Annotated in this window: 24 protein-coding genes and 1 pseudogene; all 25 read left to right on the top strand. The window is 47.5% G+C overall.

Annotated elements, in window-relative coordinates:
* Positions 1-225: 225 nt before the first annotated feature.
* The 25 genes and pseudogenes from H6G92_RS12215 to H6G92_RS12335 all read left to right on the top strand — a co-directional run bounded on the left by H6G92_RS12215 (position 226) and on the right by H6G92_RS12335 (position 17899).
* A complete protein-coding gene (locus H6G92_RS12215) occupies positions 226-783 on the top strand; it encodes a DsbA family protein (protein ID WP_190893957.1) in 558 nt (185 codons plus the stop codon).
* A 203-nt stretch (positions 784-986) separates the two neighbouring features.
* Positions 987-1169, top strand: a complete 183-nt coding sequence (locus H6G92_RS12220) for a hypothetical protein (RefSeq protein ID WP_190893958.1) — start codon at positions 987-989, stop codon at positions 1167-1169.
* Positions 1166-1426: pseudogene (locus H6G92_RS12225) on the top strand (oxidoreductase); the annotation flags it as partial. The gene H6G92_RS12220 and the pseudogene H6G92_RS12225, both read left to right, overlap by 4 nt.
* Positions 1427-1543: 117 nt before the next feature.
* Positions 1544-2125 carry an ester cyclase gene (locus H6G92_RS12230; RefSeq protein WP_190893959.1) on the top strand — a complete coding sequence of 194 codons (582 nt, stop codon included), beginning with the start codon at positions 1544-1546 and terminating at the stop codon, positions 2123-2125.
* A gap of 162 nt (positions 2126-2287) precedes the next feature.
* Positions 2288-3115, top strand: coding sequence for an SDR family oxidoreductase (locus H6G92_RS12235; RefSeq protein WP_190893960.1), 828 nt, complete (start codon positions 2288-2290; stop codon positions 3113-3115).
* 130 nt (positions 3116-3245) lie between these two features.
* A complete protein-coding gene (locus H6G92_RS39360) occupies positions 3246-3326 on the top strand; it encodes a hypothetical protein (RefSeq protein WP_242059113.1) in 81 nt (26 codons plus the stop codon).
* A gap of 230 nt (positions 3327-3556) precedes the next feature.
* Positions 3557-4555, top strand: coding sequence for an alpha/beta fold hydrolase (locus H6G92_RS12245; RefSeq protein ID WP_190893962.1), 999 nt, complete (start codon positions 3557-3559; stop codon positions 4553-4555).
* A gap of 334 nt (positions 4556-4889) precedes the next feature.
* The gene (locus H6G92_RS12250; RefSeq protein WP_190893963.1) at positions 4890-5858 is read left to right on the top strand and encodes a zinc-dependent alcohol dehydrogenase family protein; all 969 of its coding nucleotides are present in this window, start codon (positions 4890-4892) and stop codon (positions 5856-5858) included.
* Between the two features lie 88 nt (positions 5859-5946).
* Positions 5947-6702, top strand: coding sequence for an SDR family oxidoreductase (locus H6G92_RS12255; protein WP_190893964.1), 756 nt, complete (start codon positions 5947-5949; stop codon positions 6700-6702).
* Between the two features lie 132 nt (positions 6703-6834).
* Positions 6835-7518: a type 1 glutamine amidotransferase domain-containing protein gene (locus H6G92_RS12260; protein ID WP_190893965.1), complete on the top strand. Its 684-nt coding sequence runs from the start codon at positions 6835-6837 to the stop codon at positions 7516-7518.
* Positions 7519-7653: 135 nt separating this feature from the next.
* Entirely contained in the window at positions 7654-8574 is a 921-nt protein-coding gene (locus H6G92_RS12265) for an NAD(P)/FAD-dependent oxidoreductase (protein WP_190893966.1), read from the top strand.
* Between the two features lie 77 nt (positions 8575-8651).
* Complete coding sequence (locus H6G92_RS40265; RefSeq protein WP_277926739.1) at positions 8652-8783, top strand: hypothetical protein; 132 nt, start codon at positions 8652-8654, stop codon at positions 8781-8783.
* A 93-nt stretch (positions 8784-8876) separates the two neighbouring features.
* Positions 8877-9755: a dioxygenase family protein gene (locus H6G92_RS12270; RefSeq protein WP_190893967.1), complete on the top strand. Its 879-nt coding sequence runs from the start codon at positions 8877-8879 to the stop codon at positions 9753-9755.
* Positions 9756-9772: 17 nt separating this feature from the next.
* On the top strand, positions 9773-10237 hold the full coding sequence (locus tag H6G92_RS12275; protein ID WP_190893968.1) for a lipocalin-like domain-containing protein: 465 nt from the start codon (positions 9773-9775) through the stop codon (positions 10235-10237).
* A gap of 370 nt (positions 10238-10607) precedes the next feature.
* Positions 10608-11501, top strand: a complete 894-nt coding sequence (locus H6G92_RS12285) for a pirin family protein (protein ID WP_190893969.1) — start codon at positions 10608-10610, stop codon at positions 11499-11501.
* Positions 11494-11907, top strand: coding sequence for a hypothetical protein (locus tag H6G92_RS12290; protein WP_190893970.1), 414 nt, complete (start codon positions 11494-11496; stop codon positions 11905-11907). The genes H6G92_RS12285 and H6G92_RS12290 overlap by 8 nt, the downstream gene beginning before the upstream one ends.
* 21 nt (positions 11908-11928) lie before the next feature.
* Positions 11929-12027, top strand: coding sequence for a rubredoxin (locus tag H6G92_RS40820; protein WP_190894082.1), 99 nt, complete (start codon positions 11929-11931; stop codon positions 12025-12027).
* 59 nt (positions 12028-12086) lie between these two features.
* Positions 12087-12752 carry a hydrolase gene (locus tag H6G92_RS12300; RefSeq protein ID WP_190893971.1) on the top strand — a complete coding sequence of 222 codons (666 nt, stop codon included), beginning with the start codon at positions 12087-12089 and terminating at the stop codon, positions 12750-12752.
* Between the two features lie 133 nt (positions 12753-12885).
* Complete coding sequence (locus H6G92_RS12305; protein WP_163927133.1) at positions 12886-13116, top strand: AraC family transcriptional regulator; 231 nt, start codon at positions 12886-12888, stop codon at positions 13114-13116.
* A 35-nt stretch (positions 13117-13151) separates the two neighbouring features.
* Entirely contained in the window at positions 13152-13541 is a 390-nt protein-coding gene (locus tag H6G92_RS12310) for a cupin domain-containing protein (RefSeq protein WP_190893972.1), read from the top strand.
* A gap of 17 nt (positions 13542-13558) precedes the next feature.
* Entirely contained in the window at positions 13559-14098 is a 540-nt protein-coding gene (locus tag H6G92_RS12315) for an SgcJ/EcaC family oxidoreductase (protein ID WP_190893973.1), read from the top strand.
* Positions 14099-14273: 175 nt separating this feature from the next.
* Positions 14274-14999: an alpha/beta hydrolase gene (locus H6G92_RS12320; RefSeq protein WP_190893974.1), complete on the top strand. Its 726-nt coding sequence runs from the start codon at positions 14274-14276 to the stop codon at positions 14997-14999.
* A gap of 154 nt (positions 15000-15153) precedes the next feature.
* Entirely contained in the window at positions 15154-16095 is a 942-nt protein-coding gene (locus H6G92_RS12325) for a DUF5996 family protein (RefSeq protein WP_190893975.1), read from the top strand.
* A gap of 48 nt (positions 16096-16143) precedes the next feature.
* Entirely contained in the window at positions 16144-16743 is a 600-nt protein-coding gene (locus H6G92_RS12330; protein WP_190893976.1) for a TMEM175 family protein, read from the top strand.
* A 58-nt stretch (positions 16744-16801) separates the two neighbouring features.
* Positions 16802-17899: an extracellular catalytic domain type 1 short-chain-length polyhydroxyalkanoate depolymerase gene (locus H6G92_RS12335; RefSeq protein WP_190893977.1), complete on the top strand. Its 1098-nt coding sequence runs from the start codon at positions 16802-16804 to the stop codon at positions 17897-17899.
* Positions 17900-17929: the final 30 nt, after the last annotated feature.

The raw sequence follows: 17929 nt of genomic DNA on the forward strand, positions 1-17929 counted from the left end.
CTTGATCACGTCAGACGGATAGGATTGACCATACAATTAAGCGTTAAATCTAACTTAAGTTAGAGCCTACCTTCTATCTTAAGAAGGAGCGGCTGCTCCATCAAATTACAGCCTAAAAATGTTAACTCACTGTAGACGACAACTAAAACCCAATTGCTTATATTGAATTCATGTGGATTGAGCAAGTGAATCGCAAGGTTCCATGCTTGATACAGATGTAGAAAGATGATCGACGACCATAGTTCCAGTTCTTTAGTTGTGCCAGCTTCAACCCAAGATCACAGTCAAGGTGTGCTAAGTGCCGCCGTGGTATTAGTGATGTATGGGGATTATCAATGTCCTAGAAGTGCAGCCGTTTACAAGCTGATTAAAATTATTCGGCAAGAGCTTACGGTTCCTTTTGGAGAGGATTATTTATGTTTTATCTTCCGCCATTTTCCACAGATCCAGATTCATCCCCAGGCACAACGGGCAGCCCAAGCAGCCGTTGCCGCCGCCGCCCAAGGAAAGTTTTGGTTAATGAGCGATACTTTATTTGACCATCAACAAAGGTTGGAGAACGGTTATCTTGTCGAGTATGCCAATGATTTAGGGCTTGACATTCCTCAATTTCTCAAAGAGTTGTCTAAACAAGTGCATGTCGATCGCATCAATGAAGATATCGAAGGCGGAATACAGAGTGGAGTGACGACTACCCCAGCCCTGTTTATCAATGGAATTCGGTATACCGAGCGCTGGAACACGACGGAGTTGATGGCTGCCATGATTGCTGCAAGTCATTAAGTTCCCCGATCTTTGCTCTCAATTCATATCTGACTTGTCTGTAAGTGCTGTAAGCTATCTAATTTTGATGGCTAGGATTTTGCCTGTTTCACTGAACAAAATTGCCACTTTTTGAACCATGACAACAGTTACCATGCCAACAACTGAATTCCTGGGTATTGATTTAGTCAATTACAAATCAGTATTTCATTGAGGATAGTTCTATGACGCATTCACTAGTACAAGGCAAGAATAATCCTGGGCATGAAGGTAAACCTCAGACTGGTTCTCTTCGCGACTCTTCAGTTAATCATGCCCTGATTGCGATCGCGCAAGAAGTCACTGAGTTGCTGAGGCAAGCTTACCCGATACAAACCGATGAAATTGAAACAGGAGAAACAGAATGATACTGCAAGATAAAGTGGCGTTAGTCACTGGCGGCACATCAGGAATTGGTCGTACAACCGCGTTAGCGTACCCCTACGGGGAAGCAAGCTACGCGTAGCGTTCCGTTGGCGCAGCCTCTCGTAGACAAGGAAAGCTTAACGAAGTTATCGCCTTCGGTGCTGCTGGAGCAAAGGTTGTATTCTCAGGCAGACGCGATGCAGAAGGTGAAAAAACTGCCAAACTAATTCGTGAAACAGGCGCTGAATGCTTATACGTCCATTGAAACAAGTTCACTAACATCACAAAAATCTGACAAATCATTTTAAGAATCTGAAAGCAGTCAAGCATTGGAACTCAAGACACTTTAGATAGATAGAACCAGGAGTATTTAATCATGGTCAAAGAGCAAACTGTAGACGGACAAGCAAATTTACAAGCAACTACCAATTTGACACCAGCCCAGGAGTCTTTGCAAGCACTTTGGGAAGAGCATTTACAGTACGAGTTTGGCACTCACAGTACTGAAGATGCCCTCGCTACGATGGTTGAAGATGCTTACGTTAACCACATCCCGGTAATGACTGGGGGAGTCGGGAAACCAGCACTGCGCAAGTTTTATTCCAAATACTTGATTCCACAGATGCCGCCGGACATGGAGTTGACCTCAATCTCGCGCACGATCGGGACAGATCAACTCGTGGATGAAATGGTGGCTAAGTTCACTCATACTGTTTGGATGGAATGGATATTACCCGGCGTTGCTCCCACCGGAAAACGGGTGGAAGTGCCCTCCGTAGCGATCGTCCAGTTCCGTGACGGCAAACTAGCCCACGAACACATTTACTGGGATCAGGCAAGTGTATTGGTTCAAGTCGGCTTGCTCGATCCGGGTACACTTCCCGTCGTGGGCGTTGACAGTGCGCGTAAGGCGATCGATCCCAACTTACCTTCAAACACACTAATCGAGCGCGACTAAATGTAGGAGCCAGCAAATATCAATGTCTAAACCCGCCATTTTGCAATCAGGATCGTACTCATCCTGGTTATAGGAGGTGCTTCTTATTGCTGGCCCCTACACGTATTGCTCATTGAGTTTTTGACAAAGTGACACAGCCATTCACAACAAGAGGTAACTATCATGATGCTGAAAGACAAGGTTGCTTTGGTGACTGGCGGAACATCGGGCATCGGTCGAGCAACCGCGATCGCTTATTCCCAACAACAAGCAAAGGTGGTAGTAGTTGGTCGTCGAATGGATGAAGGTGAAGAAACGGTTCGATTGATTCAGGAAGCTGGCGGAGAGGCTATTTTTGTGCAAGCAGATGTCACGAAAGAAGCCGATGTTAAAGCAATGGTTGATAAAGCGGTTGACGTTTTTGGTCGGTTGGATATTGCCTTTAATAATGCAGGAATGGGCGGCGAAAACCCCTCATTGATTGAGCAAACAGAAGCTGAATATGACCGCACGATGAACGTCAATGTCAAAGGCGTTTGGTTGTCGATGAAATATGAAATTGCTCAGATGTTGAAACAGGGAAGTGGTGCAATCGTCAATATGGCATCTGCGCTTGGAGTCGTTGCACTTCCTAACGTACTCCTCTACACCGCGAGTAAACATGCGGTAGTAGGCTTAACAAAAGCTGCTGCACTCCAATATGCCAAAGCGGGTATTCGTATCAATGTCGTGGCACCAGGGTCAATCAAAACAGATATGTTTGAAGCTGCTGCACTCCAATATGCCAAAGCGGGTATTCGTATCAATGTCGTGGCACCAGGGTCAATCAAAACAGATATGTTTGAAGCCGCTACAGATGAAGCCAAAGCTTACTTGGCAGGACTTCATCCGATCGGACGAGTTGGAACACCGCTTGAAGTTGCAAATGCAGTCCTGTTTTTATCATCTGACATGGCATCGTTCGTAACAGGTGAAACATTGATGGTAGATGGTGGGTTTGTAGCGCAGTAGTCGAAAGGCAGTGCGAAACGTTGCGACCAAATAGTGATCGACATCAATATGAATCCTACAGACAGCGACTTTGCCGCAGACCAAGATGACTGCCCTCGGTCGCTATGGACAGGATGACGAGGTGGCTGGCATGGTCTCTTATCTCGCCAGTTCTGAAGCTGATTTTGTTACGGGCGCAAGTCTCAAAATTGATGGCGGCTATACCGCTTGAACAACAGGTAATCCAAATCTGCAACCACTACAGCAATCCTAATTGGAGTCTGACGGGTCGTAGGGATGGAACTTTGGCTAGAGGCGCAGCCCTCACTCCCCTTATTCACAAGTAGGTCGTAAACGCTACAAACCTTATTCAGAGAAATTCAGAGGACATCATAATTTCGCAAAAAGTTTCAGAAAAAGTTGCACTCGTTACATAGCTCATCCACACAGCAGAAAACAGCAATGATTAACTCTTCGATATCAAACATTTTTCCCAACTTCTGTTCTGGCACAATTGCTTACCAGAAGCATACGGTGGGATTTTCCTTATTGAAAGTTGCACATTGCCTGTTAGTTATCATCGTTCTGGTTGTTAGTGTGCTTGTTGGCTCTGGTTGGCTGAATCGCGCAACTCCTGCTTCAACTTGTGACATCGCAACTCGCTCTACCCAAATCGGGAGTGGAACGCTTTCCTATAATCAAGCAGGGACAGGACAGCCGATTTTACTGCTGCATGGATTATTTGCCGAGAAAGAGCAGTGGAATGGCATGATGTGCGAGTTGGCTAGAGCAGGCTATCAAGCGATCGCACCCGATCTACCCGGTTATGCCAAGAGTACTGGATTTACCGTGAAAGACTATGCACTAGAGAATCAGGTAGCCCTCCTGCACCAGTTTGTCGAGCAGCTAAAGATTCAATCCCTTGATGTTGCAGGTAGCTCGATGGGGGGCACGATCGCAGCCCTTTACAGCCAGCTTTATCCCAACCAAGTTCGCAGCCTCGCCTTTATCGGTTCACCGCTAGGCGTAACGAATTGGGCAACTAACGTCAGGAAATCGATTATTGAGGGCATCAATCCCTTTATTCCGATTACCAAAGAGCAGTTCGATCTAGAAATCAGTCTGCTTTTCGTGACACCTCCTACGATTCCGGATGAGGTCAAAACCGAGAAAGTGAACGATTATGTGAATCGTAATCGAAATTATCAGCAGACTTGGGACATTGTGAATCTTTATGATGATGTGCTTTGTCAGTTGCCTCACAGTCGGGTTCCGACCCTGGCAATTTGGGGTCAGGAAGACAAAATCTATGATATTCGGGATGTCGATCGCTCACATCGCTGTCTTCCAGGGAGTCAAATTATTCAATTACCCAAAGCAGGACATTTGCTGTTGATCGAAAACGCTCAGGAAGCAGCATCGAATTATCTTGGTTTTCTGAAAACAATCAAAAATCGATAGACGAATCAAGCATTCAGCAATTAGGCTTCAGTGTCGAGGAATTAAATCTCAGTCAGTTGTTGGCTAATGACCTGAACCTTAGGCTTACAAAAGAAAGGAGATCGCTATGAGAAACAATGGAACGACATGACTATTTAGTTAAGTTGCACATCGCCTTTAGCTGGGAGCGAGAAAACTTTTTGGTGTGCTACGAGGCTGTGATATCTGCATTTGCTACTAAACGGTAACTACCTTACCAAATCGTGCTGACTTACGAAGTTAGGGAGAACTTACCTACGCTGAATGGTATTGAAATCCGTCACTGTTTATTCTAAATCAAGGAGAGTTGGCACAGATGGAATCTATGAAAGCAGCCGTATTAACTGCGTTTGGTGATGCTGAGAAGTTTGAGATTCAAACTGTTCCCATACCAACACTGAAGGCGAATCAGGTGTTAGTCAGAGTTTGTGCAACCTCGATTAACCCGGTCGATTACCAAACTCGTCGTGGTGATTACAAGGAACTGGTTCAATTACCTGCCATCCTTGGAGTCGATGTTTCAGGGGTGATTGAGGCAATTGGCGAAGCTGTGACCGATTTCAAGGTGGGAGACAACGTGTATTACTCGCCGCAAATTTTTGGAGAATTCGGTAGCTACGCTCAGTATCATGTGGCTGATGCAGCGATTGTTGCATTGAAGCCTGCAAATCTATCGCACATTGAAGCAGCTTCTTTTCCGCTTGCAGGCGGGACTGCTTGGGATTGTCTAGTGACTAGGGGCAATCTACAAGTTGGTGAAACAGTTCTCATCCATGCGGGTGCGGGTGGAGTGGGTTCGATCGCAGTTCAACTCGCCAAAGCGATAGGGGCATACGTCTTTGCGACGTGTAGTTCTAGAAACCGAGATTTCGTGACAGAACTGGGCGCAGATCGGGTGATTGATTACAAAAATGAAGATTACGTAGAAGTCATTCGTCAAGAAACAAATGGACTGGGTGTGGATTTAGTTCTAGATACGATCGGCAAAGAAACAATTCAGCGTAGTCTAGAAATCATCCGTCCCTTTGGCAGGCTTACAAGCATTGTAGACATTGCAATACCGCAATCGCTTCTTGAAGCATGGGGTAAGAATCTGACGATTCATTTTGTTTTTTCACCCCAGTACCGAGCAAAATTAGAGGCTTTGACAAAACTCATCGAGCGTCATCAGCTTCGCCCAGTGATTGATTCAGTATTTTCTTGGGATCAGGTCGTTCTGGCACATCAGCGTATAGAGCAGGGAGGAACACGGGGCAAACTTGTGCTGAAGTTTACAGATAACTAGACCAGCTTTACGGCGTTAGTAATTGCTAAACGGATCGGAGTTTGATTGTGTGCTGAAGGTCAACATTGATTGGAACAGGAGAAACAGGATGATACTGCAAGATAAAGTGGCGTTAGTCACTGGTGGTACATCAGGAATTGGTCGTGCAACCGCGATCGCTTATGCCCAACAACAAGCAAAGGTGGTGGTGGTAGGTCGTCGAATGGATGAAGGTGAAGAAACGGTTCGATTGATTCAGGAAGCTGACGGAGAGGCGATTTTTGTGCAAGCAGATGTCACGAAAGAAGCCGATGTTAAAGCAATGGTTGATAAAGCGGTTAGCGTTTTTGGTCGCTTAGACATTGCCTTTAATAATGCAGGAACTGTCGGCGAAAATCCCTCATTGATTGAGCAAACAGAAGCGGAATACGATCGCACGATGAACGTCAATGTCAAAGGCGTTTGGTTGTCGATGAAATATGAAATTGCTCAGATGTTGAAACAGGGAAGTGGTGCAATCGTCAATACATCATCTGGGGCTGGAGTCGTTGCAGTTCCTACCCAATCCCTCTACACCGCGAGTAAACATGCAGTAGTAGGCTTAACAAAAGCCGCCGCGCTCCAATATGCCAAAGCGGGGATTCGCATCAATGTCGTTGCACCAGCAGCAATCGAAACAGATATGTTTGAAGCAGCTACAGGTGGGCAGGATGAAGCCAAAGCTTACATAACAGGACTTCACCCGATCGGACGAATTGGAACACCGCTTGAAGTTGCAAATGCAGTCTTGTTTTTATCATCTGACCTGGCATCGTTCGTAACAGGTGAAACGTTGATGGTAGATGGCGGGTATGTAGCGCAGTAGTCGATCAACAGTGCGAAACGTTGCATCCAAGTCGCGATCGACACCGATATGTTCTCACACCAATACTGAAGGCGAATCAGGTGTTATGCAGCGAGAAGGTTCGTGTTTGAGTTCTTAAAAAGGAGGTTTGCTATGAAGATTCTCATTGTTCTCACGTCTCATGACCAACTTGGCGATACCGGAAAGAAAACTGGTTTCTGGCTGGAAGAGTTTGCTGCTCCCTATTACGTGCTGAAGGATGCGGGAGCAGCGATCACGCTAGCCTCACCGAAGGGCGGTCTGCCGCCGCTCGATCCGAAAAGCGAGATGCCCGACTTCCAGACCGAATTAACGAAGCGCTTCCGCACAGACACTGGAGCGCAGGCTGAACTTGCCAACACGAAAAAGCTAGCCGACGTGTCCGCAGACGATTTCGACGCAGTTTTCTACCCCGGCGGACATGGCCCGATGTGGGATATGCCCGACAACGCGACATCCATCGCACTGATCGAAGCCTTCGTGAAGGCCGACAAGCCAATCGGTGCAGTGTGTCACGCGCCAGTTGCGTTGGTCAATGTGCGCGGAAAGGACAGTGAGTATCTAATCAAAGGCAAGCGCGTGACCGGGTTCACGAATGCAGAAGAAGAAGCGGTGGGCTTGACCGCGGTCGTACCTTTTTTGTTGGAAGACCGACTAAAGGAACGGGGTAGCATCTACAGTAAAACCGCCAACTGGGCCCCCTATGTCCAAGTGGACGGGAAGCTCGTGACTGGACAGAATCCGGCATCTTCGGAACCCGCAGCGGAAGAGTTGCTGAAGTTGCTTCGCTCTGTTTGATCTGTGCGGTAGTAGGCTTAACAAAAGCTGCTGCTCTCCAATATGCCAAAGCAGGTATTCACATCAATGTCGTTGCACCAGCAGCAATCGAAACAGATATAAGTGACTGTCTATCCAGTTGGAGAACAGAAAAAGATGATGAACCAAAACAAAGAGATTTACGAGTGCGTCATTGTCGGTGGCGGTTCTGCTGGACTCAGTGCGGCACTGCTTTTAGGCAGAAGTCGCCGTCGCGTGTTAGTCTGCGACAAAGGGAATCCGCGTAACGCTCCCGCACACGAGTCGCACAGTTTTTTCACCCGCGATGGCATCAGTCCACATGAACTTTTGAGCATCGGGCGCGACCAACTCAAACCTTATAAAAGCGTTGAATTTCAAGCGATCGGGGTCAAGGAAATTAACCCATCCGGCAATCAATTTGAAGTTGTGTTTGAGGATGGCACGATTAAAAAAACGCGCAAAATTTTGCTGGCTTTCGGGGTAATGGATGAATTTCCAGCTCTCGAAAACTTTGGTGATTTCTGGGGCAAAAGCGTGTTTCATTGTCCCTATTGCCATGCCTGGGAAGTGCGCGACGAGCCGCTTGCCGTTGTTGGAAATGGCGAAACGGGAATCGAAATGGCGGCATTGCTGAAAAATTGGAGTGCTGATTTAGTCCTCTGCACCAACGGCAAAGCCGATCTAACCGCTGATCAAAGGACACTCTTGGAAAACCACAAAATCCTTGTTCGCGAAGAGAAAATTATCCGACTCGAAGGCGATAACGGACAATTAGAAAACATCGTTTTTGAGACAAACGAGAAAATTGCGCGTCGCGGAATACTGATCCGACTAAAGCAAACACTCCGTTCAAACCTAGCTGAAAAGTTAGGCTGTGAGTTGAATGAATTCAATTTAATAAAGACGACCAATGTTTTTAACGAAACTAGCGTCAAAGGCATTTATGCGGCAGGTGACATCACTTCACCCATGCAAGTGATCTCCGCTGCTGTTTTTCAGGGTAGCGTTGCTGCTGGCGGCTTAAATCACTCTCTGATTATGGAAGATTTCGTCTAAATCAAGGTAATTCAATCTTCATCAGAACAAGCATCGTGGCTGGTCTAGTTTCATAGACCAAGAGAGTAGGGAAAGTCATGCGTGTTAATTACATATCAAGTCTACAGAGCGATCTAATGATGCAGTCTTTGTGGTGGTGGGTTGGTAGCGCAGTAGTCGCTCGGCAGTGCGAGATGACAACACTTGCAGGCAAAGTTGCACTGATATAGCTGTAGCCAATTAGATTAGGACACAGACTATAAGTCAAGATAGTCGCTGTAAAACAACCATCATTAATCACGTAACTAAAAAGGAGTTTGATCGTGCAGAAAATCGCACTTGACACTATCACTGAAGCCGTCATTAATCATGGCGATCGCGGCAAATCTCACCCGCGACTGTATGAAATTTACACGAGCTTGGTTCGACATTTGCATGACTTTGTGCGTGAGGTGAATCTGACCCAATCAGAATTGCAGCAGGGACGTAATTTTCTCAACTCTGCAAGTCATCACACTCAAGAGATTCCCACTGGAGAGATCCATGTGTTGACGGATCTACTAGGGATCTCAGAGTTGGTAGAATTGCTGCACGATGCCCATCGCAGTACAGAAAGCAATTTAGAAGGACCCTTGTATGTGCCGAATGCACCAGAACGGCAGATGGGCGATCGCTTGGGTATTGATACAGAGGGAGATTCACTTTTCCTGTCAGGCAGGGTTTTAGATTTGAACGGTCAACCGATCGCCAATGCTCTGATTGATGTTTGGCAACCCAATTCCAAAGGATTATATGATGTCCAAGAGCCGTCTCAGCCCTTGGGGAATTTTCGCGCACGTTTCAAAACGAACAAGAGTGGAAAGTATATGTTTGAAACCGTCGTGCCACTAGGTTACAAAGTGCCAAGCAGTGGTCCATCTGGCGAGTTGCTGGGACTCTTGGGACGGCATCCCTGGCGGGCGGCTCACATCCATTTCAAACTCAGTGCTCCGGAGTACACTCCACTGACAACACAAATTTTTATTGCTGGCGATCCTCACCTGGATTCAGATACAACCTTTGCCGTGCGATCGGCGATCGTTGAATTACAAAAGCACGAAGCGCTAGACGAACTCAAGGCACACAATCAAAGTAAACTGTTTTACACGACTGAGTTTGATTTTGTGTTGAAACCCGCTACTCTCTCTAGCAGAGAATTATAAAGCAACGGTTGCACACTATGTATACACCATCAATCCAGAACAATCCGCTAATTGGCATTTGGAAGTTAATTTCTGCAACCGCCATTTACGCTGATGGAACGGTGACTCCAGACGTGTATGGAACTCATCCGGTTGGCTACATCACTTACACATCAGATGGTCACATGATGGTGATGTTTTCTAAGAGCGATCGCCCATCGTTGAGTCAGGAAGTGCGATCGCCGCTGACTCCCCAGATGCAATCTTTACCCGTGGAAGAGCTTGCTCAAGCATTTACAACATTCAATGCTTACGCTGGAACTTATACGTTGAGTGGCAACACAGTAACTCACCAGATCAAAATTGCATCAATTCCTAATCGGGTCGGTACAACGTTAGTTCGCACCTTTACTCTTAATGAGAGCCGACTAACGCTCGTGACACCGCCAGTCTTGAGTGATGGTGTTGAAGCGGTTTTTGAGCTGCTGTGGGAACGCATATAGCAAGTGGAGTTCGTTGTCGATGACGAAGTAGAGGCAAGTACGATCGCTTTTCACTCACTGAAAACGTCGCTATCCTCGGTTATCTCGACGGACGAAACTGGCTCACTGGCGAACGATCAATTGCCGCTCCCTACCTGTTCGTCATTCTGCGCTGGGCGATCAACACTCAGGCTGGTTGTCATTCCCGGCAGGCCGCACGCCATCAACTGGACTCACGCTGATCAGATCAATCCCCTGTTGCTGGACTTTCTTCAACAGGAATAATCAGCGATCTGCTGCATTTCTGGCTTGCGAAAAAACTCTGTGATTCACCCCGTTGATTCAGGCTCAAATGATACACATACTTGTCTAGTTTTGAAGAGGCAATTCTATGACTGTCCCCACTCAAACGTCTCGAACCGTTGCCGGAGTAATCAACAGCGTTGAAACACTCGAAGGGGCTGGATTTCTTGTACGTCGGCCCTTTCCCAAAAGTAGCTTCTCTGAATTTGACCCGTTTCTCCTCCTCGACGAGTTGGGGCCGATTAATCTAAAGCCGGGTCAGGCAAAAGGTGCACCCGATCATCCGCACCGGGGCTTTGAAATCGTCAGCTATGTCTTGGATGGACGGTTAGAACACAAAGATTCTGCGGGGCACTCCGGGCTACTAAATCCAGGTGATGTCCAGTGGATGACAGCAGGTGCCGGGGTTGTGCATTCCGAGATGCCGGAGTCAATGTTTACCCAAACTGGTGGACGGCTCCACGGCATTCAACTATGGGTCAATCTGCCACAACGAGACAAAATGATGCCACCCCGCTATCAGGAAATTCCAGCGGCTCACATTCCGGTAGCTCAAACCGAAGATCGGTCTGTGACGGTGCGGGTGATTGCGGGAGAAGCGTTAGGGGCAAAAGCCGTAATTCAGACGCGCACGCCGATAATCTACCTCCACTTCACACTGCAACCAGGGGCAACGATGATCCAGCCTGTACCCAAAGAGTACAACGCCTTTGTCTATGTACTGGAGGGGTCTGGGTTGTTTGGGACAGAGCCAGCGCCTGGTGATGATGGGCAGATGGTGCTCTTTTCTCAAGATGGAGAAAATGTAGTGATTTCTAACCCTGCTGATGCTCAGCGTCCTCTAGATCTTCTGCTGATTGCAGGTGTAGCCCTTAACGAACCAGTCGTGCGCTACGGTCCGTTTGTAATGAACACTGAAGCTGAAATCACCCAGGCGATCAACGACTACCAGGAAGGAAGGATGGGACGGATTGATGCTTAACACATCTCAATATCAAATTAGTCAACGTCAACGCTTGAGTGAGTTACGAATCAAACTACTGCGTCTGCACAAGCTTTTACTAGAGACTGAGCGGATTACCTATGAGCAAGTTCGAGGGCACGTTTCTGGAGGTGAATTGCTACAACTGGTGATTAGTCATGAGCAGTTTGCCTGGTTGCATCGACTCTCAGAATTGATTATCCAAATCGATGAGTTGCTTCATGCCGATGAACCTGTTACATCAGAGGCAATTGAAGCGATCGACAGTGACATTCGGACACTGCTCAGCCCCGATGAATCGGGCAATGAATTTGCCATGAAGTATAACACGGCGCTTCAACGCCACCCAGATGTCGTGTTAGCTCATGCAGATGTCGTGATGTTGCTGACCTCTGACAGTATTTAACCCGCTTAACCACAGTCTGGAATTGCTTCGGGAACAGCTTTTGAGGATCTGCCTGAAGATTGGTTCTGTCCAGCCTGTGGCACGAAGAATGTGAAAAAACTGTGTGATTCACCCCGTTGAGTCAGACTCACACACTAGGGCGTGTCTGAAAAGTAAACATTGAATGGAGACTTATAGCGATGTCTAAAAATTCAAAAATCGGACTGGAAGGACTGCTTCGTCCAGAAGATAGCATCCTGGTACTGATTGACCACCAGCCTTACCAGTTCACCAACCTGAACAGCCATGAACCTACGATGATCATTAACAATGTTATTGGTCTTGCTAAATCGGCAAAGTTGTTCAACGTACCCACAATCCTTACCACAGTAATTGAAGAGAGAGGAGGTTACATCATCAAGGGACTACAGGATGTTTTTCCCGATCAAAAACCGATCAACCGCACTTTCATCAATACTTGGGAAGATTCAAACGTTACAGATGTAGTGAACAAAAGTGGCCGCAAGCAACTTATACTTGCTGCGCTTTGGACCGAGATCTGTCTCGCAATGCCAGCAATCCAGGCGCTGGGTGAAGGTTATGAAGTATTCATCGTTACCGATGCTTCGGGCGGTGTTACTGCGGAAGCTCATGACATGGCGCTTCGTCGGATGGTTCAGGCGGGTGCAGTTCCAATCAACTGGATGGCTGTACTTGCTGAATGGCAACGTGACTGGGCACGCACAGAAACATCTGCGGGTGTATCAGAGATTCTTCTTGAGCATGGCGGTGCTAGTGCAGTGGCCCTTGCATGGGAACTTCAGCTCCTTGCAACAACCCCTCCAGTGACATCAGGTGGACATTAATACTTGAGGTTTTCTCTACGGAAGCAACAAGTAAAATAGGAGACAGCATTTTGAAAAAGATAAAATACTGTCTCCGTCTCAAGCGTTAGTGATTCATCTGTTGCGCCACTATTCTGAGGTCGTACAAATTATCATGCCTGAGAATAGAAGCTTAACTTACAGCCAATTGCAGCAGGCGATCGATTACATTCATGCTCATCTGAATCGTGATTTATCCTTAGCCGAACTGGCAAGTGTAGTTAACATCAGCCCGACTTACTGTGCAAGTTTGTTTAAGCGAATGATGGGGATTTCGCCCCATCAGTACGTAATTCAACGGCGCGTGGAACAGGCAAATTTCTCCTCCAAAATTTACAGATTTTGAACTTGCTCCGATTGTGTAATTGCAAGCCTAAACTTATGCTGATCCAAAAACTAAACGACTGTGAAGAAATTATCGCTGGAGATGGAACTGTTCTGCGCGAACTGCTTCATCCTGACAAACAAGACATCAACTTGCGTTACAGTTTGGCGTATGCGATCTTGCCGGTTGGCAAAACTTCGATTCCCCATTCCCTAAAGACTTCTGAGGTTTATTACATCATTAGCGGTGTTGGGGAAATGGCGATCGACAGTGAAGTTCGTCGCATTGAACCAGGTGATGCGGTTTACATTCCTCCAAATGCAATCCAGTTCCTTCACAACTACGGCAACGAACCCATTGTTTTCGTTTGTCTAGTTGATCCAGCTTGGCGCAAAGAAGACGAAACGATTTATACCCCTGAAATTGAGGCAACCGGATCACTCTAATCTAATCGCTCAAAACTATGAATTCACAAACAGCTCAAACCACTACTACTGCTGACGAGTCCACAATCCGTACTTTCCATCGCCAGATGATTGATGCTTGGAATCGAGGCAGCAGTGAAGACTTCGCTGCTCCGTTTAGCGAAACTGCCGATTTCATCGCGTTCGAGGGAACGCATCTCAAGGGTCGAAAAGAAATCGCTGCGTTTCATCAGCAAGCGTTCGACACAGTTATCAAAGGAACATGCCTGGAGGGTGAGGTGAATTTTGTCCGCTTCGTGAACTCGCAACTCGCGCTCATGCACGTAGTTATCAGGGTAATACTGCCCGGACAAACTGAAACTTCACCGTCACGAGATTCGCTACCGCTATACGTCGTAACGAAATGCGACGAAGGTTGGCAGATCGAAGGGTTGCTCAATACCCGGAAGTTAACGCTAGAACGTCAATTCTTCTTAGACGACTTTGACTCCCTGAGTGCAGAGGCTCAACGTCAAGTGACCGACCTCGTTGCAGGTCTCAAGCAGCGTCATCAAGCAGATCAATCATCGAGTTTTTAATAATGATCGCTGGTTGATCGGATTTCTGCCGAGATTGGCGACGAAATTTTAGGGACACCTGGAACTTTACCTGCCGCTGCTACAGAAACGTAATGAATTCGTTGCAGACAGCAAAAGAGAAACTTTCAATGTCATTAGAACAGAATAGGACTTACGCATTGTAAGGAGTCATCCAATGTCAACTTTTGTCTTAGTTCACGGCTCGTGGCACGATGGTTCTGCGTGGAACGCGGTTATCCAACATCTAGAAGCGAAAGGTCATCAGGCTTTTGCTCCCACAATTGCCGGACATGGAAAAGGCGCGAATAAAAACGTCAACCACGCTCAATGCACGCAATCGATCGTCGATTACATTGTCGATAAAGACTTAACCGATATCGTCCTACTCGGACATAGTTTCGGCGGCAGCATTATTGCCAAAGTTGCTGAAGCCATTGGCTATCGGATTCGACGGCTAATCTTTTTCAATGCCTTTGTCCTCAATGATGGTGAGAGCCTCAGAGACAACATCCCACCTGACACTCAAGCGTTATTCGACTCTCTAGCGAAAGAATCGGACGATAATACGATAACGATGCCATTTGAGATTTGGCGAGAAGCGTTTCTCAACGATGCTGACCTCGACCTGGCGAAATCGAGCTACGCGCAATTATCGCCTGAACCGTATCAACCGTTTATTGACAAATTAGACCTGAAGCAGTTTTACTCGCTGCCCATTCCCAAAAGCTACCTCTACTGTACAGAAGACAATGTCTTACCTCAAAGGGAGGGGGGTTGGCATCCCAGGATGTCTAGCCGCTTGGGGCTATTTCGACTCGTGCAAATGCCGGGTAGTCATGAGGCGATGTTTTCTAATCCTATCGGTCTAGTAGAAAAGATTATTGTCGCAGGGCGCGACTAGCCGCGAAAGTTGATCGCAGGCATCTGAACAAATCATCGTCCCGTGAATTTTGCAGATGAACAGGGAAAAGACTATTGATAGCGATTGATAGCGATTCTAATTTCATCTAGATTTCCTTCTTCTTCAACATGTTCTCCTCATGTGGGTGATTTTTATGGCTGTTTCTAATCAAAGTACTTCCATTGACATCGTTTGGCCCAGTTTGCCCTTAGCAGCTTGGCAGGATACCTATGCAACTCTCCATCTATGGACGCAAGTCATCGGTAAAATCCGGTTGGCACTGGCACCTAAACTCAATCACTGGTGGCAATCTACTCTTTATGTCACACCGCGTGGACTAACAACTGCTTCAATCCCTTGCGGAACTCGTAACTTTCAAATTAGCTTTGATTTTCTCGACCATCAACTACAAATCGACACTAGCGACGGCATCGCTAAAAGAATTGCACTGTCTCCTCGCTCTGTGGCAGATTTTTACCAAATGGTGCTAACTACATTGAGCAACATCGGCATCGAAGTCCGAATCTGGACGATGCCGCAAGAAGTGTCAGAACCCATCCCGTTTGATCAGGACTATCAGCACGCAGCTTATGATCCAGAATATGCACAACGATTCTGGCAAATTCTTGTGCAAGTCGATCGCATCATGACCGTCTTCCGTTCACAGTTTACTGGTAAATCCAGCCCTGTGCATTTCTTTTGGGGCAGCTTTGACTTGGCTGTGACCCGTTTCTCTGGTCGTCGTGCGCCAGAACATCCCGGTGGGGTTCCGAATATGGCAGATTGGGTCACGCGCGAAGCCTATTCACACGAAGTTAGTAGTTGCGGCTTTTGGCCAGGGGGTGGGTCAATTGTGGAGCCTGTTTTTTACGCTTACGCTTACCCTACGCCGGAAGGTTTCCGTGATTACCCGATCCAACCCAGAGAAGCTTTTTACAGCTCAGAGATGCAAGAGTTTATCCTACCCTATGAAGCAGTGAGACAAGCTGACGATCCAGATGCAATGCTCCTTGCTTTTCTCCAAAGCACCTATGAAGCAGCAGCCAACTTAGGACATTGGGATCGAGTCGCCTTGGAGCGTTCCCCAACTGTGTAAGGCTAACAAATTGCAAATTGCTAAAGCAGACAAGGAGCATACCCAAAAATGGTTAAAGGTAGGTTAGAAGCATTCAGTGATGGGGTAATTGCTATTATCATCACCATTATGGTACTGGAGTTGAAAATACCTCATGAGTCAGATTTAGCTGCGCTACGTCTGCTGATTCCAACCTTTCTAAGCTATGTGTTGAGTTTCGTGCATATTGGTATCTACTGGAACAATCACCATCACCTGTTTCAAGCAGTCCGACAAGTGAATGGTTCAACTTTGTGGGCAAACCTACATTTGTTGTTCTGGTTATCATTATTTCCCTTTGTCACCGCATGGATGGGTGAAAATCACTTTGCTGCGTTGCCTGTGGCGCTTTATGCTGTGGTTCTATTGCTGGCTGCGATCCGAAGGAATCCCGTCAGAGTTATCGCCTACTTCACTCTGACCCGCACCCTTATTTTTCACCACGGTCAAGATTCCACACTTGCGAACGCTCTGGGTCGGAATTTGAAAGGCAAGTTATCGGTCTTGATTTATGCAGGTTCAATTCCACTTGCTTTTGCAACCCCTTGGCTTGCATGTGCATTATACGTTCTGGTTGCAGTCCTGTGGCTCATTCCTGATCGCCGGATTGAAAAGACGTTGAACTCATAAATGGTATTTGCTGGCACGGGCTGAATTTTCAGCACAAGGATGAAAGGAATTGATCGCTATGAAAATTTTTTCTGATCACCCGCAAGAACGAAATCTGGACGAAGTGTTCGAGTCCGATCAATCGCGGTCAGACCTTCCTCGTAGGCGATGGCGATCGCTCTGGATCACCTCTAGTATCCTCGTCACAGGTGCGATCGCCATCGGCATCGTCACTGCGGCTTTCCAGTTTGGGCTGCCCTGGTGGATGCAGGCAGGAGACCACAATCATGTGTACAAAAGCGATATCGGTTCTCTGCGTTACCAGGTTCACCTTCCGCCTCAGTTTGATGGCACAATCAAACTGCCAGTGATCATGGCGATTCACGGCTGCGGAATGACGGGTTACGGATGGAACTCAATGAAGTCCACAACGCAGTTCAACCGCTTGGCTGACAGCGAAGGCTTCATCGTTGTCTACCCGACACAACGGATGTTTCGCAACATGATCAATTGCTGGAACTCGACTGACCCACGAGAGCAGCACCGCTACAGCGGAGAACCGGCGCTTCTCGCTGGCGTTGCCCAACAGGTGGTCGAGGCGTACAATGCAAATCTAGCACAAGTACATGTCGCCGGTGCCTCATCGGGTGCGGGTGCTGCTGTTATTCTCGCCGTGACCTACCCCGATGTCTTCGCAACGGTGACATCGGTTGCAGGGGGCGAGTACGGACTGAACCAGGTGAACCCGGACAACCCTAATTCCACGCCACCAGACTACACTGCACGTCAGGCGTGGTCGCAGATGGGCGAGCGGGCGCGGCAGGTGCCACTACTCGTCATCCAAGGTGAGGAGGATGCCGTCGTTCCGCCCCTCGTTGCCACTCGGCTGGTTGCACACTGGACTGCGGTAAGTGATTTTGTTGATGACGATCTGCTTAACGACAGCCTGAACCTACTCGAAAAGACGACAACGGTGCCTTCAGAACAGGGCAAGCATTCGTACACCCACACTACCATCACTGCGCCGGACGGTTCATCTCTCATTGAGTCGTATCTCGTCCAGGATATGGGACATGTCTGGCCAGGACCTGCTGGAGACGGTATTTATATCGATCATGCCGGTCCCGATGCCAGTGCCATTATCTGGAATTTTGCCAAGCGCCATCCGAAGTCGTAGTCAGTCGGGGCAACGTTTTGAAAGGAGTTC

The organism is Nostoc foliaceum FACHB-393 (genome assembly GCF_014698505.1).
GTDB lineage: Bacteria > Cyanobacteriota > Cyanobacteriia > Cyanobacteriales > Nostocaceae > Nostoc > Nostoc foliaceum_A.

Coding starts and splice junctions, on each gene's coding strand:
- H6G92_RS12215 (WP_190893957.1), top strand. CDS start 226: ATGATCGACGACCATAGTTCCAGTTCTTTAGTTGTGCCAGCTTCAACC.
- H6G92_RS12220 (WP_190893958.1), top strand. CDS start 987: ATGACGCATTCACTAGTACAAGGCAAGAATAATCCTGGGCATGAAGGT.
- H6G92_RS12230 (WP_190893959.1), top strand. CDS start 1,544: ATGGTCAAAGAGCAAACTGTAGACGGACAAGCAAATTTACAAGCAACT.
- H6G92_RS12235 (WP_190893960.1), top strand. CDS start 2,288: ATGATGCTGAAAGACAAGGTTGCTTTGGTGACTGGCGGAACATCGGGC.
- H6G92_RS39360 (WP_242059113.1), top strand. CDS start 3,246: ATGGTCTCTTATCTCGCCAGTTCTGAAGCTGATTTTGTTACGGGCGCA.
- H6G92_RS12245 (WP_190893962.1), top strand. CDS start 3,557: ATGATTAACTCTTCGATATCAAACATTTTTCCCAACTTCTGTTCTGGC.
- H6G92_RS12250 (WP_190893963.1), top strand. CDS start 4,890: ATGGAATCTATGAAAGCAGCCGTATTAACTGCGTTTGGTGATGCTGAG.
- H6G92_RS12255 (WP_190893964.1), top strand. CDS start 5,947: ATGATACTGCAAGATAAAGTGGCGTTAGTCACTGGTGGTACATCAGGA.
- H6G92_RS12260 (WP_190893965.1), top strand. CDS start 6,835: ATGAAGATTCTCATTGTTCTCACGTCTCATGACCAACTTGGCGATACC.
- H6G92_RS12265 (WP_190893966.1), top strand. CDS start 7,654: ATGATGAACCAAAACAAAGAGATTTACGAGTGCGTCATTGTCGGTGGC.
- H6G92_RS40265 (WP_277926739.1), top strand. CDS start 8,652: ATGCGTGTTAATTACATATCAAGTCTACAGAGCGATCTAATGATGCAG.
- H6G92_RS12275 (WP_190893968.1), top strand. CDS start 9,773: ATGTATACACCATCAATCCAGAACAATCCGCTAATTGGCATTTGGAAG.
- H6G92_RS12285 (WP_190893969.1), top strand. CDS start 10,608: ATGACTGTCCCCACTCAAACGTCTCGAACCGTTGCCGGAGTAATCAAC.
- H6G92_RS12290 (WP_190893970.1), top strand. CDS start 11,494: ATGCTTAACACATCTCAATATCAAATTAGTCAACGTCAACGCTTGAGT.
- H6G92_RS12300 (WP_190893971.1), top strand. CDS start 12,087: ATGTCTAAAAATTCAAAAATCGGACTGGAAGGACTGCTTCGTCCAGAA.
- H6G92_RS12305 (WP_163927133.1), top strand. CDS start 12,886: ATGCCTGAGAATAGAAGCTTAACTTACAGCCAATTGCAGCAGGCGATC.
- H6G92_RS12310 (WP_190893972.1), top strand. CDS start 13,152: ATGCTGATCCAAAAACTAAACGACTGTGAAGAAATTATCGCTGGAGAT.
- H6G92_RS12315 (WP_190893973.1), top strand. CDS start 13,559: ATGAATTCACAAACAGCTCAAACCACTACTACTGCTGACGAGTCCACA.
- H6G92_RS12320 (WP_190893974.1), top strand. CDS start 14,274: ATGTCAACTTTTGTCTTAGTTCACGGCTCGTGGCACGATGGTTCTGCG.
- H6G92_RS12325 (WP_190893975.1), top strand. CDS start 15,154: ATGGCTGTTTCTAATCAAAGTACTTCCATTGACATCGTTTGGCCCAGT.
- H6G92_RS12330 (WP_190893976.1), top strand. CDS start 16,144: ATGGTTAAAGGTAGGTTAGAAGCATTCAGTGATGGGGTAATTGCTATT.
- H6G92_RS12335 (WP_190893977.1), top strand. CDS start 16,802: ATGAAAATTTTTTCTGATCACCCGCAAGAACGAAATCTGGACGAAGTG.